Raw genomic sequence first — 18,576 nt, 5'->3', positions numbered from 1 at the left:
GCAGGGATGCTCCGGTCTGTTATTTCTGTTTCATGAAGTCACGGTAGGCATTTACCACCTGAAGGAAATCCTCTACGCCGCACATCGACAGGCTCTCTTCGTCGTAGTAGCTCATCCCCTCTTCCATCTCGTCACCTGAAAACTCGAGCTGGTTGGCACGCACCATGACCTCTTCACCGTCCATCCACAGCGTGTATTCATGCCCGGCGCGCTGCCAGGAGCGTTCACTGCCTTTCACCGTATTTGCCGCCTGTTCAACCTCATCAAGAAGTGCGAGATTTTCTTTCACCTCTTCGTTAAACCAGTGTCCAACGGCTTCGTGGCCCATCGACATACGCACTTTCACCACTCCGGTGATGTCGCGCAGAAATTCGTAATCCATAGTGTTTTCCTCTGCAAAGCCATTAGGGTAATTATCGCAGCAGCGAGGAAGAAAAAAAGCGTGAGAGGTGGGAGGAATGAAAATAAAAAAGCCCCTCACCTTAACCCTCTCCCCAAAGGGGAGAGGGAACTGGGCTCCCCTCGCCCCTTCGGGGAGAGGGGCTGGGGGTGAGGGGTTGGTTTTTATACCGCCGTCTGGAAGATAACCCCGTCGGCCTTCTCGGTGTACTGAGAGAGCTGGTCGAAGTTCAGATAGCGATAGGTATCCACCGCGGTCTTATCCACCTGAGCCACAAAGGTCTGGTACTCTTCCGGCGTTGGCAGTTTGCCAATCAGCGCCGCAACCGCCGCCAGCTCCGCAGAGGCCAGGAAGACGTTCGCACCGGTACCTAAACGGTTCGGGAAGTTACGGGTAGAGGTAGAAACCACCGTCGCACCGTCGGCTACGCGCGCCTGGTTGCCCATACACAGTGAACAGCCAGGGATTTCAATACGCGCACCGCTCTTACCAAACACGCTGTAGTAGCCCTCTTCTGTCAGCTGAGCCGCGTCCATACGGGTTGGCGGCGCCACCCACAGACGGGTTGGCAGCTGGCCTTTGTGGGTATCCAGAAGCTTACCGGCGGCACGGAAGTGACCGATGTTGGTCATGCAGGAACCGATAAACACTTCGTCGATCTTCTCGCCCTGCACTTCAGACAGCGGACGCGCGTCGTCCGGATCGTTCGGTGCACACAGGATTGGCTCTTTGATATCCGCCAGATCGATGTCGATCACCGCCGCGTAGTCTGCGTCAGCATCGGCTTCCAGCAGCTGCGGATCGGCCAGCCATTTTTCCATGCCCTGGATACGGCGCTCAAGTGTACGACGGTCGCCGTAGCCTTCTGCAATCATCCACTTCAGCAGCACGATGTTAGAGTTAAGATACTCAATAATCGGCTCTTTGTTCAGCTTGATGGTACAGCCCGCCGCAGAACGCTCGGCGGAGGCATCGGTCAGCTCGAACGCCTGTTCCACTTTCAGATCCGGCAGACCTTCGATTTCCAGGATGCGGCCAGAGAAGATGTTTTTCTTCCCTTTCTTCTCAACGGTCAGCAGGCCCTGTTTAATCGCATACAGCGGGATCGCGTGAACCAGGTCGCGCAGGGTGATACCCGGCTGCATTTTACCTTTGAAGCGCACCAGCACCGATTCCGGCATATCCAGCGGCATCACGCCGGTCGCAGCAGCAAACGCCACCAGACCAGAGCCCGCCGGGAAAGAGATACCGATTGGGAAACGGGTATGGGAGTCACCGCCGGTACCCACGGTATCAGGCAGCAGCATGCGGTTCAGCCAGGAGTGGATGACGCCGTCACCCGGACGCAGAGACACGCCGCCGCGGTTCATGATGAAGTCTGGCAGCGTGTGGTGCGTGGTCACGTCAACCGGCTTCGGATAGGCCGCCGTGTGGCAGAAGGACTGCATCACCAGATCAGAAGAGAAGCCCAGGCACGCCAGGTCTTTCAGTTCGTCACGGGTCATTGGGCCAGTGGTATCCTGAGAGCCCACGGAGGTCATTTTCGGTTCGCAGTATGCGCCCGGACGCACGCCGGCGACGCCGCATGCGCGACCGACCATTTTCTGCGCCAGCGAGTAGCCGCGGCTGCTTTCCGCCACATCTTTCGCCTGACGGAACACGTCGGAGTGCGGCAAACCGAGCGCTTCACGCGCTTTGGTGGTCAGGCCACGACCGATAATCAGCGGGATACGGCCACCGGCGCGAACTTCGTCGATCAGCACGTCGGTTTTCAGCTCGAAGCTTGCCAGCAGCTCGTTGGTTTCGTGGTTACGCACTTCACCTTTGTACGGGTAAACGTCAATCACGTCGCCCATGTTCAGGTTAGAAACATCCACTTCAATCGGCAGTGCGCCCGCATCTTCCATGGTGTTAAAGAAGATTGGTGCAATTTTGCCGCCAAGGCACAGGCCACCGCCGCGCTTGTTCGGCACGTGCGGAATGTCGTCGCCCATGAACCACAGCACGGAGTTGGTCGCGGACTTACGGGAAGAACCGGTACCCACAACGTCGCCCACGTAGGCCAGCGGGAACCCTTTTTTCTGCAGGGCTTCGATCTGTTTGATCGGGCCGACGCTGCCCGGCTGATCCGGCTCAATACCTTCACGGGCGTTTTTCAGCATCGCCAGGGCGTGCAGAGGGATATCCGGGCGAGACCACGCATCCGGCGCCGGAGAGAGGTCATCGGTGTTAGTTTCACCGGTCACTTTAAAGACGGTCACGGTGATTTTTTCAGCCAGAGCAGGACGGTTCAGGAACCATTCCGCATCAGCCCAGGACTGCATCACCTGCTTCGCATAGACGTTGCCTGCTTTGGCTTTTTCTTCTACGTCATAGAAGTTATCGAACATCAGCAGCGTGGAAGAGAGCGCTTTAGCGGCAATCGGTGCCAGCTTGTCGTTATCCAGCGCGTCAATCAGCGGATGAATGTTGTAACCACCCTGCATGGTGCCGAGCAGTTCAATGGCTTTTTCAGGAGTAACCAGTGGGGAGGTGGCTTCGCCTTTGGCGATAGCAGCAAGGAATCCGGCTTTTACGTAGGCAGCTTCATCTACGCCAGGCGGTACGCGGTTGATCAGCAGATCTAACAGGAATTCTTCTTCGCCCTTAGGCGGGTTCTTCAGCAGCTCGACGAGCGCGGCCATTTGGGTTGCATCTAAAGGTTTGGGTACAATTCCCTCGGCGGCACGTTCTGCTACGTGCTTACGGTATTCTTCTAGCACGACGGTTCTCCTCGCTCTCATTGTCATATGCGGCGGGCGTTCTCTTCACGCTCCTGTGAGACAGCAGTTTGTAGGGTAAATGCCCGATACCGCGTCGGGCAGCATAGCAGGATTTCTGCACAGTGTTAATCCGTTTACAAAAAAGCAACATTAAAAAATTTGCTGAATCGTTAAGCATGGTGTAGCGGGGAGACAAGACGAATTTTGGGTACAAAAAAACCGCCTGATAGCGGTTTATTTGTTGCCTTGCGGTGGTAGCACACCGTGTTGGCAGATTTGCGGCAATGCACTCATCGTGAATAATGCGCCTGAGTATGCGGATCCGCAAGCACATCTTTTTACTGCTAACCGCACTACACGGTGGCTGGAACATATTCGACATCACGGTGCTGTTTGTCGTCAACCTCGGTAACTAGCTGCTGGCCGCTCGCAAGAGCGGCCTTCTGAATTCCCAGCGCCTTTTCCCGCATCGCATATAATTGTGTAATAAATACTCACACTCTTTATCCGGACGTACCGGACGCTTCCCAATAAAAGTCAAAACAGTAAAAGACGGGTGAATAATACTCACGCCAACCGTAACGCCTCACGGCACAGCGCTTGTCTCGTTGGAGTCATTTTATGAAGTTGCCCTTTAAGCCACATCTGCTCGTCCTTCTGTGCAGTGCCGGGCTGTTTGCCGCCTCAGGCGTCATGTTTGTCAAAAGTCGCGCAACGGAGCCCGCTGCGCCGGCCCCCGTCGCACAACAGCCGGCTACACCGGCAGCGCCTGCCGCAGCCCAGCCCGCCCCTGCTGTCGCGCCAGCCTACACCGCCGCGCAAATCGATCAATGGGTTGCTCCCATCGCGCTCTACCCGGATGCCCTGCTGTCGCAAATTTTAATGGCGTCGACCTATCCGGCCAACGTGATCCAGGCGGCGCAGTGGTCTAAAGACAACCCTAAAATGGAAGGGGACGCCGCGATTCAGGCCGTTGCCAGCCAGCCCTGGGATCCCAGCGTAAAATCGCTGGTCGCGTTTCCTCAGCTTATGTCCCTGATGGGTGAAAACCCGCCGTGGGTACAAAATCTGGGTGATGCGTTTCTCGCGCAGCCGAAGGACGTGATGGATTCCGTTCAGCGCCTGCGCGCGCTGGCGCAGAAGACCGGCGCTTTACAATCCACGCCTCAGCAGACGGTCACCACCGTGACAAAACCGGCATCAGCGAAAACCAGCACCACTGAGACAACGACAGCCACGACGTCCGCGCCCGCCCCAACGGTAATCAAAATTGAATCCGCCGATCCGCAGGTTGTTTACGTCCCTACCTATAACCCCAATACGGTTTACGGGACCTGGCCAAACACCGCCTATCCGCCCACCTATCTCCCGCCTACACCCGGGGAGCAGTTTGGCAACAGCTTCGTAAACGGTTTAGGCTTCAGCCTGGGCGTCGCCACAACCTATGCCATCTTCAGCAACATCGACTGGGATGATGACGATGACTGGGACCACCACCATCACGATGATGACTGGGACAATCACGGCGGCTATAACCGCAACGGTGATAACAACATCAATATCAACGTTGATAACTTCAATAAAATCAGTGGGCAGCGCCTGACGGACGCCAACCGCACCTGGCAGCACAACCCGGCCTACCGGGAAGGCGTGCCCTATCCGACTAACCAGCTCAACACTCGCTTCCACTCCACCAACACGGCAACAGGGCTCAGTTCAACGCAGCAAAAACCGGTTAACCGCGATAGCCAGCGTCAGGCCGCGCTGAGCCAGATGGAGAAATCCACGGGCAAAACCTTCCCCCAAACGGCGCGCACCGGAACGAAAGATGTGCAGCGTCAGGCCTCAAGCGAACAGCTGAAGCAGATTTCGCAGCGCAATAACTACCGTGGCTACGACACCAAACCGCAGACGGCGAAGCGGAGCACCGCGCAGCAGCGAGAAAATCGCCAGACCACCGCGCAGAGACAAGAGAAGCGGGTTTCTCAGCCCGCGCAGCAACGCCCTCTCCAGCAGCGAAATAACCAGCCGCGGGCCAATGCGCTGAGCGGTAACGACAGCCGCTCCGCCAACTGGCAGGCGCAACAGCAGCGCGGTGCGCAAAGCAGGCAGCTTGCTGCTCGCCAGCAGCAGCCGCGTCAGGCGTCTGGTGGACGTGCTGAACGCCGTGAAATTCGACATCGCTAAGGGAACCGACATGAAAAGTAAACTACTCAGTGGAATCGTGTTGTTCATGCTTTCGGCCTCGGTGATGGCGCAGCAGTCTTTTAGCACACCCGCTCAGGCAACCGATGCGCTGGCCAAAGCCATCAGTGAGCAAAATGAGAGCGCGATGACCAACCTGCTCGGAGAGAACTGGCGCGATTTTCTGCCCCCTGAAGGCGTTGATCCGGATGCTGTCGATCGCTTCCTGCGCGACTGGAACGTCCGTCACAACACGGTTGTCGAAGGGGATACGGCGCATCTGGTTGTGGGAGACAGCGGCTGGCAGCTACCCATCCCGGTGATCAAAACCTCTGCCGGCTGGCAGTTCGATATCAAAGAAGGGGCTGAGGAGATCCTGACCCGCGAAATCGGGCGTAACGAGCTCGCCGCCATTGAAGCCTTACATGCCTATGTTGATGCGCAGCAAAGCTATTTTGCGATGAACCAGACATACGCGCAGAAGATTGTCAGCTCGAAAGGGAAAAAAGACGGTCTATACTGGCCAGCCTCGCCCGGCGAAGCGCCCAGCCCTCTCGGCCCGGCATTTAGCCCGAAAGAGCCTGGTACCGGCTATCACGGCTATCGCTTTAGAATTCTGCCGGATAATCACGGTTTCGCGATGGTTGCCTGGCCGGTCAGCTATGGTCAGACGGGCGTAATGAGCTTTGTGATAAACCAGGACGACAAGGTGTACCAGTCCGATCTCGGCAGCGATTCAGAGCAGAAAGCCCGGGCGCTAGCCACCTATGGCCCTGATAAAACCTGGCAGCCGGTGTCGCCCTAAACGCAGCGCATAAAAAAAGCGGCCATTGGCCGCTTTTTTTTATCTGAAGAAACTTATTTCTTCTTCGCTTTCGCGTTTGGCAGGTCGGTGATGCTGCCTTCAAACACTTCTGCCGCCAGACCCACGGACTCGTGCAGAGTCGGGTGAGCGTGGATGGTCAGCGCGATGTCTTCAGCGTCACAGCCCATTTCGATAGCCAGACCGATTTCACCCAGCAGCTCGCCGCCGTTGGTACCGACAATCGCACCACCGATGACGCGGTGAGTCTCTTTGTCGAAGATCAGTTTGGTCATACCGTCAGCGCAGTCGGACGCGATAGCACGGCCAGAAGCAGCCCACGGGAAGGTGGCGGTTTCGTAGCTGATGCCTTTCTCTTTCGCTTCTTTCTCGGTCAGACCCACCCATGCCACTTCTGGCTCGGTGTACGCGATGGATGGAATGACTTTCGGATCGAAGTAGTGCTTCATGCCGGCGATAACTTCAGCGGCAACGTGACCTTCGTGAACACCTTTGTGCGCCAGCATTGGCTGACCGACGATGTCGCCGATAGCAAAGATGTGCGGCACGTTAGTGCGCAGCTGTTTGTCAACGCGGATAAAGCCACGGTCGTCCACTTCGACGCCAGCTTTGCCCGCGTCGAGGTTTTTACCGTTCGGCACGCGGCCGATAGCCACCAGCACGGCGTCGTAACGCTGTGGTTCGGATGGGGCTTTTTTGCCTTCCATGGAAACGTAAATACCGTCTTCTTTCGCTTCAACGGCAGTCACTTTGGTTTCCAGCATCAGGTTGAATTTCTTGCTGATGCGTTTGGTGAAGACTTTAACGATGTCTTTGTCGGCAGCCGGGATAACCTGGTCGAACATTTCAACCACGTCGATCTCTGAACCCAGCGCATGGTACACGGTACCCATTTCCAGACCGATGATACCGCCGCCCATGACCAGCAGACGCTTAGGAACGGTTTTCAGCTCCAGCGCATCGGTGGAATCCCACACGCGTGGATCTTCATGCGGAATGAATGGCAGTTCGATTGGGCGAGAGCCTGCCGCGATGATCGCGTTGTCGAAGTTGATCACGGTTTTGCCGTTTTCGCCTTCCACTTCCAGGGTGTTCGCACCGGTGAATTTACCCAGACCGTTTACCACTTTCACCTTACGGCCTTTGGCCATACCCGCCAGACCGCCGGTCAGCTGAGTGATAACTTTCTCTTTCCAGGTACGAATTTTGTCGATATCGGTTTTTGGCTCGCCGAAGACGATACCGTGTTCAGCCAGCGCTTTGGCTTCTTCGATAACTTTCGCTACGTGCAGCAGCGCTTTAGAAGGGATACAGCCGACGTTCAGACAAACACCGCCGAGGGTGCTGTAACGTTCTACGATGACGGTTTCCAGACCTAAATCCGCTGCACGGAATGCTGCGGAGTAACCTGCCGGGCCTGCCCCAAGTACTACGACCTGAGTTTTGATTTCTGTGCTCATCATGACCTCTTAATTTATACCCGTCGTCCACCGGGTCGTTCTATCCGCCCGCAGTTTACAAAATTGTTAACAATTTTGAAACAACAAACGGCTCACGAATTGTCGCTTTCGCCAATAACCTCACAAACACCATGAGATTATCAGAAAAAAGCCGGCCGACTGGCCGGCTTTTCGATTACATCACCAGGCGGCGAATGTCGCTCAGGGTGTTGTTGATGATGGTGATGAAGCGCGCACCATCAGCACCGTCGATCACGCGGTGGTCGAAGGACAGAGAGATTGGCATCATCAGACGCGGCACGAACTCTTTGCCATTCCACACCGGCTCCATCGCTGATTTGGACACACCGAGGATAGCCACTTCCGGCGCGTTCACGATCGGCGCGAAGTGGGTGGTACCCAGGCCGCCGATGCTGGAGATAGTGAAGCAGCCGCCCTGCATTTCGCCGGCAGTCAGCTTACCATCACGCGCTTTCTTGGAGATCACGGTCAGTTCACGGGACAGCTCGGTAATGCTCTTCTTGTTCACGTCTTTGAAGACCGGAACAACCAGACCATTTGGCGTATCAACCGCAACACCGATGTTGATGTATTTCTTCAGCGTCAGCTTCTGACCGTCTTCGGACAGGGAGCTGTTGAAGCGTGGCATCTGCTCAAGGGCAGCGGCAACGGCTTTCATGATGAAGACCACTGGGGTGAATTTCACGTCCAGTTTGCGCTTCTCTGCTTCAGCGTTCTGCTGTTTACGGAACGCTTCCAGATCGGTGATATCGGTCTTATCGAAGTGCGTAACGTGCGGGATCATCACCCAGTTACGGCTCAGGTTAGCACCAGAGATTTTCTGGATGCGGCCCAGCTCCACTTCTTCGATTTCGCCGAACTTGCTGAAGTCCACTTTCGGCCATGGCAGCATGCCCGGGATACCGCCACCGGCGGCGGCAGCTGGTGCAGCTTCGGCGCGTTTCACCGCGTCTTTCACGTAGGTCTGAACGTCTTCACGCAGGATACGACCCTTACGGCCGGTCCCTTTCACTTTCGCCAGGTTCACACCGAATTCGCGCGCCAGGCGACGAATCAGCGGGGTCGCGTGGACGTAAGCGTCGTTTTCAGCGAACTCAGATTTTTCTGCTTTAGCAGCAGGGGCAGCGGCTGGTTTAGCAGCCTGAGCCGGTGCAGCAGCAGGGGCTGGAGCAGCCGCGGCAGCCGGAGCTGCGGCAGGCGCAGCGCCTTCCACTTCGAAGACCATGATCAGAGAGCCGGTAGAGACTTTGTCGCCGGTGCTGATTTTGATCTCTTTAACGGTACCCGCGAACGGTGCAGGGACTTCCATAGAAGCCTTGTCGCCTTCAACGGTGATCAGTGACTGTTCAGCGGCAACTTTATCGCCCACTTTCACCATCACTTCGGTCACTTCAACTTCGTCACCGCCGATGTCCGGTACGTTAACGTCTTTCGCCCCGCCAGCAGCTGCTGGTGCAGCAGCCGGAGCCGGAGCAGCGGCCTGTGCAGGCGCGGCGGCGCCTTCTGCACCCGCCACTTCGAAGATCATGATAAGCGACCCGGTAGACACTTTGTCACCAGTGTTGATCTTGATTTCTTTAACGGTACCCGCGAACGGAGCCGGCACTTCCATAGAGGCTTTGTCGCCTTCTACGGTGATCAGTGACTGCTCGGCCGCAACGGTGTCGCCCACTTTCACCAGGATTTCAGTGACTTCAACTTCGTCACCGCCGATGTCAGGCACGTTCACTTCTTTCGCGCTCGCGGCAGCTGCTGGAGCAGCGGCGGCCGGAGCGGCTTTCTTCTCTTCCTGCGCAGGTGCAGCAGCTGCTGCACCGTCGGCGGAATCGAAAATCATGATCAGTTTGCCGGTCTCGGTTTTATCGCCAACAGAGACTTTGATCTCTTTAACGATGCCAGCCTGAGGAGACGGGACTTCCATAGAGGCTTTGTCGCCTTCTACGGTGATCAGCGACTGTTCAGCTTCAACTTTGTCGCCTACTTTGACCAGGATCTCGGTGATTTCAACTTCATCAGCCCCGATGTCCGGTACATTGATTTCGATAGCCATTATTCTTTTACCTCTTACGCCAGACGCGGGTTAACTTTTTCTGCATCGATGTTGAATTTGGTGATTGCGTCCGCAACCACTTTCTTATCGATTTCGCCACGTTTAGCCAGTTCGCCCAGTGCTGCTACAACCACGTAAGAAGCATCAACTTCGAAGTGGTGACGCAGGTTTTCGCGGCTGTCAGAACGACCGAAGCCGTCAGTACCCAGAACGCGATAATCATCAGCTGGAACGTAAGTACGAACCTGCTCAGCGAACAGTTTCATATAGTCAGTAGACGCCACCGCTGGCGCGTCGTTCATCACCTGAGCGATGTACGGAACGCGTGGAGTTTCCATTGGGTGCAGCATGTTCCAACGCTCACAATCCTGGCCATCACGCGCCAGTTCAGTGAAGGAAGTCACAGAGTACACGTCGGAACCCACACCGTAGTCTTTCGCCAGGATCTGCGCTGCTTCACGTACGTGACGCAGGATAGAGCCGGAGCCCAGCAGCTGAACTTTACCTTTGCTACCTTCGAGGGTTTCGAGTTTGTAGATACCTTTACGGATACCTTCCTCGGCACCTGCTGGCATTGCCGGCATGTGGTAGTTTTCGTTCAGGGTGGTGATGTAGTAGTAAATGTTCTCTTGCGCTTCACCGTACATGCGCTGCAGACCGTCATGCATGATGACTGCCACTTCGTACGCGTAAGACGGATCGTAAGAGATACAGTTAGGGATAGTCAGAGACTGAATGTGGCTGTGGCCATCTTCGTGCTGCAGACCTTCACCGTTCAGAGTCGTACGACCGGAGGTACCGCCTACCAGGAAGCCGCGAGCCTGCTGGTCGCCTGCCTGCCAGCACAGGTCACCGATACGCTGGAACCCGAACATGGAGTAGTAGATGTAGAACGGGATCATCGGCAGGTTGTTGGTGCTGTAAGAGGTCGCAGCAGCCAGCCAGGATGCGCCTGCGCCCAGCTCGTTGATACCTTCCTGCAGGATCTGACCTTTCTCGTCTTCTTTGTAGTATGCAACCTGCTCACGGTCCTGCGGGGTGTACTGCTGGCCGTTCGGGCTGTAGATACCGATCTGACGGAACAGACCTTCCATACCGAAAGTACGCGCTTCGTCGGCGATGATTGGAACCAGACGATCTTTGATCGACTTGTTCTTCAGCATCACGTTCAGGGCACGAACGAAAGCGATAGTGGTAGAGATCTCTTTGTTCTGCTCTTCCAGCAGCTGAGAGAAGTCTTCCAGCGCTGGCAGTTCCAGCTTCTCGGTGAAGTTTGGCTGACGAGCTGGCAGGTAGCCTTTCAGCGCCTGACGACGTTCGTGCAGGTACTTGTGCTCTTCAGAACCTTCCGGGAAGGTGATGTAAGACAGGTTTTCTACCTGCTCATCGGTCACTGGAACGTTGAAACGGTCGCGGATATAACGCACGCCGTCCATGTTCATTTTCTTAACCTGGTGAGCGATGTTTTTACCTTCTGCGGTATCACCCATGCCGTAACCTTTGATGGTATGGGCCAGGATTACAGTCGCTTTACCTTTGGTTTCCTGCGCTTTTTTCAGTGCAGCGTAGACTTTCTTCGGATCGTGACCACCGCGGTTCAGGGCCCAGATCTGCTCATCAGTCCAGTCTGCAACCAGTGCTGCGGTTTCAGGATATTTACCGAAGAAGTGCTCACGAACGTAGGCACCGTCTTTGGATTTGAAGGTCTGGTAGTCACCGTCAACGGTTTCGTTCATCAGCTGGATCAGTTTGCCGCTGGTGTCTTTACGCAGCAGCTCATCCCAACGACCGCCCCACATGACTTTGATCACGTTCCAGCCAGCACCAGCGAAGATGCCTTCCAGTTCGTTGATGATCTTGCCGTTACCGGTTACCGGACCATCCAGACGCTGCAGGTTACAGTTGATGATGAAGCACAGGTTGTCCAGCTTCTCACGGGTAGCGATGGTGATCGCACCTTTGGATTCTGGCTCATCCATTTCGCCGTCGCCCAGGAAGGCGTAAACGGTCTGCTCAGAGGTGTCTTTCAGACCACGGTGTTCCAGGTATTTCAGGAATTTAGCCTGATAGATCGCACCGATTGGGCCCAGACCCATAGATACGGTCGGGAACTGCCAGAATTCAGGCATCAGTTTAGGGTGCGGGTAAGAAGACAGACCTTTACCGTGAACTTCCTGACGGAAGTTGTTCATCTGCTCTTCAGTCAGACGACCTTCCAGGAATGCACGTGCATAGATGCCAGGAGAGATGTGGCCCTGGAAGTACACCAGATCGCCGCCGTCTTTCTCGTTCGCTGCACGGAAGAAGTGGTTGAAGCACACTTCGTAAACGGTTGCAGAAGACTGGAAGGACGCCATGTGGCCACCCAGTTCCAGGTCTTTCTTGGATGCGCGCAGAACGGTCATGATGGCGTTCCAGCGGATTGCAGAACGGATACGACGTTCCAGATCCAGATTGCCCGGGTATTCCGGTTCGTCTTCGACGGCAATCGTGTTTACGTAGTTGCTAGCCCCTGCACCTGAAGCAACCTTCACACCGCCTTTGCGGGCTTCAGAAAGCAGCTGATCAATCAGATACTGAGCGCGCTCAACACCTTCTTCACGGATGACCGATTCGATCGCCTGTAGCCAGTCGCGAGTTTCGATCGGATCCACGTCATTTTGGAGACGTTCTGACATGGGGGTATTCCTTATCTATCTAATACGTTGATTTGTCTGGAACCTGTCCCATTGTGCTCTTGGGTAAGAACACAATAAGACAGGTTCTGCGTTTAGTTGCCGCGCTCTAAAAGTACCTGGCGCTTAATCCTTTCGTTGCTGTATGCGGCGTAATGAACGTTCGCGACGCGATTGTTCACGGCTGCGGTCCAGCAAGATTTCCTCAATGAAAGCCAGATGGCGGTGCGACGCTTCGCGCGCCTGCTCCGGTTCCCCGGCCATTATCGCCTCGAATACTCGGGTGCGATGGTTGCTTACCAGTGGGAGCATGTCCCGACGGGCATACAACAATTCAAAATTCTGACGAACGTTCTGGGCCAGCATGGGCTCCATGCAGCGTAGCAGATGGAGGAGCACCACGTTGTGGGCCGCTTCGGTGACGGCAATTTGATACTGGACGACGGCGCTGGACTCGGCGTCTAAGTCGCCGGACTGCTGTGCCCGTTCAATGGCCTGATGCAGCTCGCGGATACGCACGCGATCTTCATCAGTGCTGCGAAGTGCGGCGTAATAGGCCGCAATACCTTCAAGCGCGTGACGGGTCTCAAGCAGGTCAAACTGGGATTCTGGGTGGTCAGAGAGAAGTTCTACCAGCGGATCGCTGAAGCTCTGCCACAGGCTGTTTTGCACAAAGGTTCCGCCGCCCTGGCGACGAAGCAGCAAGCCCTTTGCTTCGAGACGTTGAATCGCCTCACGCAGAGAGGGACGTGAAACGTCGAACTGTTTTGCCAGCTCGCGTTCTGGCGGAAGTTTCTCACCCGGGCGCAGAGTCCCTTCGAGGATTAAAAACTCCAGCTGCTGCTCAATCACATCAGATAGTTTTGGTTGGCGAATTTTGCTGTAGGCCATATTCCCTGTCTTACGCCTTTTTGCCCGGAGTCAATTGGTCTTACCAATTTCTATTTCGTATCGCTAAAGTAACAAAGTATTCACCTTCTGTCCATATTGGTTTTGATTGAAATCAGTAAACCCTGCACATTTTAACAACCTTACAGAAATAACGTTTCAGAAATGTAACTTTGCACAAATGAGTTGATTACTCCTTAAGAGGGAGTTTTAACCATAATGAAACGAGGGTTTTTGCAATCTGAAGCGATTCAACAAGGCAAATAATGAAAATTCGCCCACTTATGGAGCATTTCTATTCTATAGGTTGGGTTAGGAAGAATAAGCGGGACGATTTACAAATGCTTTCTTTTTATTCAAGTCGTCATCACCCCTTCATAAAGCAGGTGCATTCACAGGCGCTTACCACTATTCTTGCGCTTACGGAAGTCATCTCCGCTTTTTTCGGTCTCGTTAACCGTAAAGAAATGAATACAGAATATGGATTTTCATAATTACACACGCACAGCGTGAATATAACAACCACACACGAGGTTTCAAATGGAAGCTCAACAGCACGGCGATCAGCTAAAGCGCGGGCTTAAAAACCGCCATATACAGCTCATCGCACTGGGCGGTGCAATTGGTACCGGCCTGTTTCTGGGCAGCGCGTCCGTTATCCAGTCAGCCGGTCCCGGCATTATTTTGGGTTACGCGATAGCCGGTTTTATTGCCTTTCTGATTATGCGCCAGCTGGGTGAAATGGTCGTTGAAGAGCCGGTCGCAGGCTCCTTCAGCCACTTTGCCTATAAATACTGGGGCAGCTTTGCCGGTTTCGCATCGGGCTGGAACTACTGGGTGCTGTACGTTCTGGTTGCCATGGCTGAGCTTACCGCCGTCGGGAAATACATTCAGTTCTGGTATCCCGAGATCCCAACCTGGGCCTCCGCAGCGGCTTTCTTCGTCATTATTAACGCCATTAACCTGACCAACGTAAAAGTATTCGGGGAAATGGAGTTCTGGTTTGCCATTATTAAGGTGATTGCCGTAGTGGCGATGATCATCTTCGGCGGCTGGCTGCTGTTCAGCGGCAACGGCGGCCCGCAGGCAACCGTGCGCAACCTCTGGGAACAGGGCGGATTCCTGCCTCACGGCATGACGGGCCTGGTGATGATGATGGCTATCATTATGTTCTCCTTCGGCGGCCTGGAGCTGGTGGGCATCACCGCCGCTGAAGCCGACAACCCGGAGCAGAGCATTCCAAAAGCCACTAACCAGGTTATCTACCGCATTCTGATCTTCTATGTGGGCTCGCTGGCCGTGCTGCTCTCCCTGCTGCCGTGGACCCGCGTGACCGCCGACACCAGCCCGTTTGTGCTGATCTTCCACGAGCTGGGCGACACCTTTGTCGCTAACGCCCTGAACATCGTGGTGCTGACCGCAGCGCTCTCCGTTTACAACAGCTGCGTGTACTGCAACAGCCGCATGCTGTTCGGCCTGGCCCAGCAGGGCAACGCGCCAAAAGCGCTGCTCAACGTCGATAAGCGCGGCGTGCCGGTAAACACCATTCTGGTTTCGGCAGTCGTGACCGCGCTGTGCGTGCTCATTAACTACCTGGCACCGGAATCGGCGTTTGGTCTGCTGATGGCGCTGGTGGTCTCAGCCCTGGTCATCAACTGGGCGATGATCAGCCTGGCGCACATGAAGTTCCGCCGCGCCAAGCAGCAGCAGGGCGTTACCACCCGCTTCCCTGCCCTGCTTTACCCGCTGGGCAACTGGGTTTGCCTGGTGTTCATGGCGGCCGTGCTGGTGATCATGCTGATCACCCCGGGTATGGCGATTTCCGTCTACCTGATCCCGGTCTGGATTGCGATCCTGGGCGTTGGCTATCTCTTCAGCCAGAAAAGCCGTAATGCCATGAAGGCCCACTAAGCCTCTCTCCGCGGCGCCTGCTTTTGCGGGTGCCGCGCGGTGTTACCTCCCTCACACTTTCACGCCCACAGCGCATTTATCCATATCACCGCCCTGATACTGCAACGCATATATTCCTTTGCCAGCGAATAATTCTCTCCATACCGTAAACCGGAGAGCTGTCGATGGATAACAACACACTGTCAGTAAAAGAAAAGATCGGCTATGGGATGGGCGACGCGGGATGCAACATCATCTTCGGCGCCATCATGCTGTTTGTTAACTATTTTTATACGGATATTTTTGGCCTGGCGCCTGCGCTGGTCGGCGTGCTGCTGCTTTCCGTCCGCGTGATTGACGCCGTAACGGACCCGATCATGGGCGCGATTGCCGACCGTACCCGCAGTAAATATGGCCGGTTTCGTCCATGGCTGCTGTGGATTGCGTTCCCCTACGCGCTGTTCAGCATCCTGATGTTCACCACGCCAGAGTGGAGCTATAACAGCAAAGTTATCTATGCGTTTGTCACCTACTTCCTGCTCTCTTTGACCTATACGGCAATCAACATTCCCTACTGCTCGCTCGGCGGGGTGATCACCAACGATCCAAAAGAACGCGTCGCCTGCCAGTCGTATCGCTTCGTGCTGGTCGGCATCGCCACGCTACTGCTGTCTCTGACGCTGCTGCCAATGGCCGACTGGTTTGGTGGGGACAACAAGGCCAAAGGCTATCAGATGGCGATGACCGTGCTGGCGTTGATTGGAACCTGCATGTTCCTGTTCTGCTTCGCCACCGTGCGCGAGCGCGTGCGCCCGGCGGTACAGACCAACGACGAGCTGAAAAACGATCTGAAAGACGTGTGGAAGAACGACCAGTGGGTACGCATTCTGCTCCTGACCCTGTGCAATGTCTGCCCGGGCTTTATCCGCATGGCGGCCACCATGTATTACGTCACCTGGGTGATGGGCCAGAGCACCCACTTCGCCACGCTGTTTATCAGCCTGGGCGTAGTCGGCATGATGCTCGGCAGCGTGCTGGCAAAAGTGCTGACCGACCGCTGGTGTAAGCTGAAGGTTTTCTTTTGGACCAACATCGTGCTGGCGGTATTCTCAACCGCCTTTTATTTCTTCGACCCGAAAGCCACCGTTACCATCGTGGTGCTCTACTTCCTGCTGAACATCCTGCACCAGATCCCGTCTCCGCTGCACTGGTCGCTGATGGCCGACGTGGACGACTACGGCGAGTGGAAAACCGGGAAACGCATCACCGGGATCAGCTTCTCCGGCAACATCTTCTTCCTGAAGCTGGGCCTGGCGATTGCCGGCGCGATGGTCGGCTTCCTGCTCTCCTGGTACGGTTATGACGCGGGCGCCAAAGCGCAAAGCGCGGACGCCATTAACGGGATCGTGCTGCTCTTTACCGTCATTCCCGGCATTGGATACTTAATTACCGCTGGCGTGGTACGTCTGCTGAAAGTGGACCGCGAAACCATGAAGCAGATCCAGTCCGATCTGGAAAAGCGTCGCGCCAACTACCGCGAGCTGAACGATTATCAGGAACTTAAAGCCGCTGAGACTAAATAAGGAAAGCTGAATGCAAACCTGGCCAAACCCGTTTATTGAGCAACGCGCCGATCCGTATATTTTGCATCACGAGGGGCAATACTATTTCATTGCCTCCGTGCCGGAGTACGACAGGCTGGCGATCCGCCGCGCCGACACGCTGGAAGGGCTACGCGACGCTGAAGAGGTCGTTGTCTGGCGTAAACCCGAGAGCGGCCCGATGAGTCAGCTAATCTGGGCGCCGGAACTGCACCACATTGACGGCAAGTGGTACATCTATTTTGCCGCGACGCACACCCAGGCGCTCGACGCGCTCGGGATGTTCCAGCACCGTATGTTTGCTGTTGAATGTGCCGACAGCGATCCGCTCACCGGCGCGTGGGTAGAAAAAGGCCAAATAAAAACGCCGTTCGACACCTTTGCGCTGGACGCTACCACGTTCGTGCATCAGGGCAAACGCTGGTACCTGTGGGCGCAAAAAGCCCCGCATATTTCCGGTAACTCTAATCTTTATCTTTGCGAAATGGAGAACCCGTGGACGCTGAAAGGCGAGCCGGTGATGCTCAGCAAGCCGGAGTATGACTGGGAGTGCCGCGGTTTCTGGGTCAACGAGGGTCCGGCGGTGCTGGTTCACGGCGATAAGCTGTTTATCAGCTATTCCGCCAGCGCGACCGACGAGAACTACTGCATGGGGTTACTGTGGATAGACCTGAATGCCGATCCGCAAAACCCGGCAAACTGGCACAAATCCCCGCGTCCAGTGTTCGTTACCAGCTATGAGAACCGCCAGTTCGGCCCGGGACACAACAGCTTTACGCAAACGCCCGAAGGGGAAGATGTGCTGGTGTATCACGCGCGCAATTACACCGAAATTGAAGGCGATCCGCTGTACGATCCGAATCGCCATACCCGCCTGAAGCGCGTCCGCTGGAATGAAAACGGGATGCCTGATTTCGGCATCCCGCCCGCGGATACGCTTTAGTTTTTGCGGCGCGCTGGCCTACACCAGCGTGCCGTAAATCGTCAGCAGTGCCACGATCACCACCACCACGAACGAGGTTTTCTTCGCCATCGAGACAGCGGCCTTCGGCGTTTCAATCTTGTCGGTATGCGGCTCACGCGCCAGCGAGAACTGCGCCAGACGCGTTAGCACCTGGTACTGCGACGTATGGCGATCGGCAAGAGACGCGAACCATGCGGGCAGCGCTTTTTCACCGTGACCAATTAACGCGTACACCACGCCCACCAGACGCACCGGAAGCCAGTCGAGCACGTGCAGGATGGCATCAATACCGGACTGCAGGCGTTCGTGCGGCGTCAGATAACGGGCAAGCCAGGTCTGCCAGGCGCGCAGAAACGCATACCCCATCAGCAGTACCGGCCCCCACGGGCCGCCCACCACAAACCAGAACAGCGGTGCCAGGTAGTAACGGAAGTTAATCCACAGCAGCGCGTTTTGCAGCTCGCGTAGAAATTCGCGCTCGTCGCAGTCCGGCGGCACGCCGTGGATCATGGTCAGTTCGCTCGCCATGGCACCGCGCGCATGGGCATCGTCACGGGAGGCGGCTTTCAGGTAGGCGTGATAGTGCAAACGCACCTTGCCCGCACCAATGCACAGCACGCCAAGCAGGATCCACACCACCAGCAGCGGCACGTTGAAAAACAGTCCGTGCAGCGAGCGCAGGAGCAGGAACGTAATGACCATCACGCCCGCCATCATCAGCAGCGTGCGCAGCATGGAAAAGTGCTTAATCCGGCGGAATAACACCTCCAGCCGGTGATCCAGATGCCAGTGCTCGCCGAGCTTGAACAGGCGTTCAGCGATGATAACCAGCAGCATGGTAAACAACGTCATGGTATC

The 18,576-nt window shown here is 55.7% G+C and carries 13 protein-coding genes; 6 read left to right on the top strand and 7 right to left on the bottom strand.

Annotation, left to right across the window (positions count from 1 at the left end; genetic code table 11):
- Positions 1-19: 19 nt before the first annotated feature.
- Together yacL and acnB are read right to left on the bottom strand one after the other, a co-directional pair.
- A complete protein-coding gene (gene yacL, locus GVO84_RS03910; RefSeq protein WP_023310423.1) occupies positions 20-382 on the bottom strand; it encodes a protein YacL in 363 nt (120 codons plus the stop codon).
- Between the two features lie 182 nt (positions 383-564).
- A complete protein-coding gene (gene acnB / locus GVO84_RS03905) occupies positions 565-3,162 on the bottom strand; it encodes a bifunctional aconitate hydratase 2/2-methylisocitrate dehydratase (protein WP_023334530.1) in 2,598 nt (865 codons plus the stop codon).
- A 621-nt stretch (positions 3,163-3,783) separates the two neighbouring features.
- Between acnB and GVO84_RS03900 the strand changes: the two genes are divergently transcribed.
- Both GVO84_RS03900 and GVO84_RS03895 read left to right on the top strand, forming a co-directional pair.
- Complete coding sequence (locus GVO84_RS03900; RefSeq protein ID WP_159515527.1) at positions 3,784-5,349, top strand: DUF3300 domain-containing protein; 1,566 nt, start codon at positions 3,784-3,786, stop codon at positions 5,347-5,349.
- A 10-nt stretch (positions 5,350-5,359) separates the two neighbouring features.
- Positions 5,360-6,151, top strand: coding sequence for a DUF2950 family protein (locus GVO84_RS03895; protein WP_159515526.1), 792 nt, complete (start codon positions 5,360-5,362; stop codon positions 6,149-6,151).
- Positions 6,152-6,204: 53 nt separating this feature from the next.
- On the opposite strand, the gene lpdA is transcribed toward GVO84_RS03895, so the two are convergent.
- The 4 genes from lpdA to pdhR form a co-directional block, all read right to left on the bottom strand.
- On the bottom strand, positions 6,205-7,629 hold the full coding sequence (gene lpdA, locus GVO84_RS03890) for a dihydrolipoyl dehydrogenase (RefSeq protein ID WP_003856313.1): 1,425 nt from the start codon (positions 7,627-7,629) through the stop codon (positions 6,205-6,207).
- A gap of 175 nt (positions 7,630-7,804) precedes the next feature.
- Positions 7,805-9,700, bottom strand: coding sequence for a pyruvate dehydrogenase complex dihydrolipoyllysine-residue acetyltransferase (aceF, locus tag GVO84_RS03885; RefSeq protein ID WP_159515525.1), 1,896 nt, complete (start codon positions 9,698-9,700; stop codon positions 7,805-7,807).
- Positions 9,701-9,714: 14 nt separating this feature from the next.
- A complete protein-coding gene (gene aceE, locus GVO84_RS03880) occupies positions 9,715-12,378 on the bottom strand; it encodes a pyruvate dehydrogenase (acetyl-transferring), homodimeric type (protein WP_059310644.1) in 2,664 nt (887 codons plus the stop codon).
- Positions 12,379-12,501: 123 nt separating this feature from the next.
- Positions 12,502-13,266: a pyruvate dehydrogenase complex transcriptional repressor PdhR gene (gene pdhR / locus GVO84_RS03875; protein ID WP_008501960.1), complete on the bottom strand. Its 765-nt coding sequence runs from the start codon at positions 13,264-13,266 to the stop codon at positions 12,502-12,504.
- Between the two features lie 263 nt (positions 13,267-13,529).
- On the opposite strand from pdhR, the gene GVO84_RS03870 reads away from it, so the two are divergent.
- The 4 genes from GVO84_RS03870 to GVO84_RS03855 all read left to right on the top strand — a co-directional run bounded on the left by GVO84_RS03870 (position 13,530) and on the right by GVO84_RS03855 (position 17,697).
- Positions 13,530-13,757, top strand: coding sequence for a hypothetical protein (locus GVO84_RS03870; RefSeq protein WP_159515524.1), 228 nt, complete (start codon positions 13,530-13,532; stop codon positions 13,755-13,757).
- A gap of 46 nt (positions 13,758-13,803) precedes the next feature.
- On the top strand, positions 13,804-15,174 hold the full coding sequence (gene aroP / locus GVO84_RS03865; RefSeq protein WP_121425028.1) for an aromatic amino acid transporter AroP: 1,371 nt from the start codon (positions 13,804-13,806) through the stop codon (positions 15,172-15,174).
- 164 nt (positions 15,175-15,338) lie between these two features.
- The gene (locus GVO84_RS03860) at positions 15,339-16,736 is read left to right on the top strand and encodes a glycoside-pentoside-hexuronide (GPH):cation symporter (RefSeq protein ID WP_159515523.1); all 1,398 of its coding nucleotides are present in this window, start codon (positions 15,339-15,341) and stop codon (positions 16,734-16,736) included.
- 10 nt (positions 16,737-16,746) lie between these two features.
- Positions 16,747-17,697: a glycoside hydrolase family 43 protein gene (locus GVO84_RS03855; protein WP_121425027.1), complete on the top strand. Its 951-nt coding sequence runs from the start codon at positions 16,747-16,749 to the stop codon at positions 17,695-17,697.
- A gap of 18 nt (positions 17,698-17,715) precedes the next feature.
- On the opposite strand, the gene ampE is transcribed toward GVO84_RS03855, so the two are convergent.
- Positions 17,716-18,570 carry a beta-lactamase regulator AmpE gene (gene ampE / locus GVO84_RS03850; RefSeq protein ID WP_159515522.1) on the bottom strand — a complete coding sequence of 285 codons (855 nt, stop codon included), beginning with the start codon at positions 18,568-18,570 and terminating at the stop codon, positions 17,716-17,718.
- Positions 18,571-18,576 lie beyond the last annotated feature (6 nt).

It is taken from the genome of Enterobacter sp. SM3 (assembly GCF_009811935.2).
Lineage (GTDB): Bacteria > Pseudomonadota > Gammaproteobacteria > Enterobacterales > Enterobacteriaceae > Enterobacter > Enterobacter asburiae_D.
The sequence above is the reverse complement of the archived record's forward strand: the minus strand, read 5'-3'. Positions and strand labels throughout refer to the sequence as shown.

Excerpts from the sequence above, each read along its gene's own strand:
- aceF (WP_159515525.1), bottom strand. The coding sequence starts at position 9,700 with ATGGCTATCGAAATCAATGTACCGGACATCGGGGCTGATGAAGTTGAA.
- yacL (WP_023310423.1), bottom strand. The coding sequence starts at position 382 with ATGGATTACGAATTTCTGCGCGACATCACCGGAGTGGTGAAAGTGCGT.
- GVO84_RS03870 (WP_159515524.1), top strand. The coding sequence starts at position 13,530 with ATGAAAATTCGCCCACTTATGGAGCATTTCTATTCTATAGGTTGGGTT.
- pdhR (WP_008501960.1), bottom strand. The coding sequence starts at position 13,266 with ATGGCCTACAGCAAAATTCGCCAACCAAAACTATCTGATGTGATTGAG.
- ampE (WP_159515522.1), bottom strand. The coding sequence starts at position 18,570 with ATGACGTTGTTTACCATGCTGCTGGTTATCATCGCTGAACGCCTGTTC.
- aceE (WP_059310644.1), bottom strand. The coding sequence starts at position 12,378 with ATGTCAGAACGTCTCCAAAATGACGTGGATCCGATCGAAACTCGCGAC.
- GVO84_RS03860 (WP_159515523.1), top strand. The coding sequence starts at position 15,339 with ATGGATAACAACACACTGTCAGTAAAAGAAAAGATCGGCTATGGGATG.
- GVO84_RS03900 (WP_159515527.1), top strand. The coding sequence starts at position 3,784 with ATGAAGTTGCCCTTTAAGCCACATCTGCTCGTCCTTCTGTGCAGTGCC.
- GVO84_RS03895 (WP_159515526.1), top strand. The coding sequence starts at position 5,360 with ATGAAAAGTAAACTACTCAGTGGAATCGTGTTGTTCATGCTTTCGGCC.
- aroP (WP_121425028.1), top strand. The coding sequence starts at position 13,804 with ATGGAAGCTCAACAGCACGGCGATCAGCTAAAGCGCGGGCTTAAAAAC.
- GVO84_RS03855 (WP_121425027.1), top strand. The coding sequence starts at position 16,747 with ATGCAAACCTGGCCAAACCCGTTTATTGAGCAACGCGCCGATCCGTAT.
- lpdA (WP_003856313.1), bottom strand. The coding sequence starts at position 7,629 with ATGAGCACAGAAATCAAAACTCAGGTCGTAGTACTTGGGGCAGGCCCG.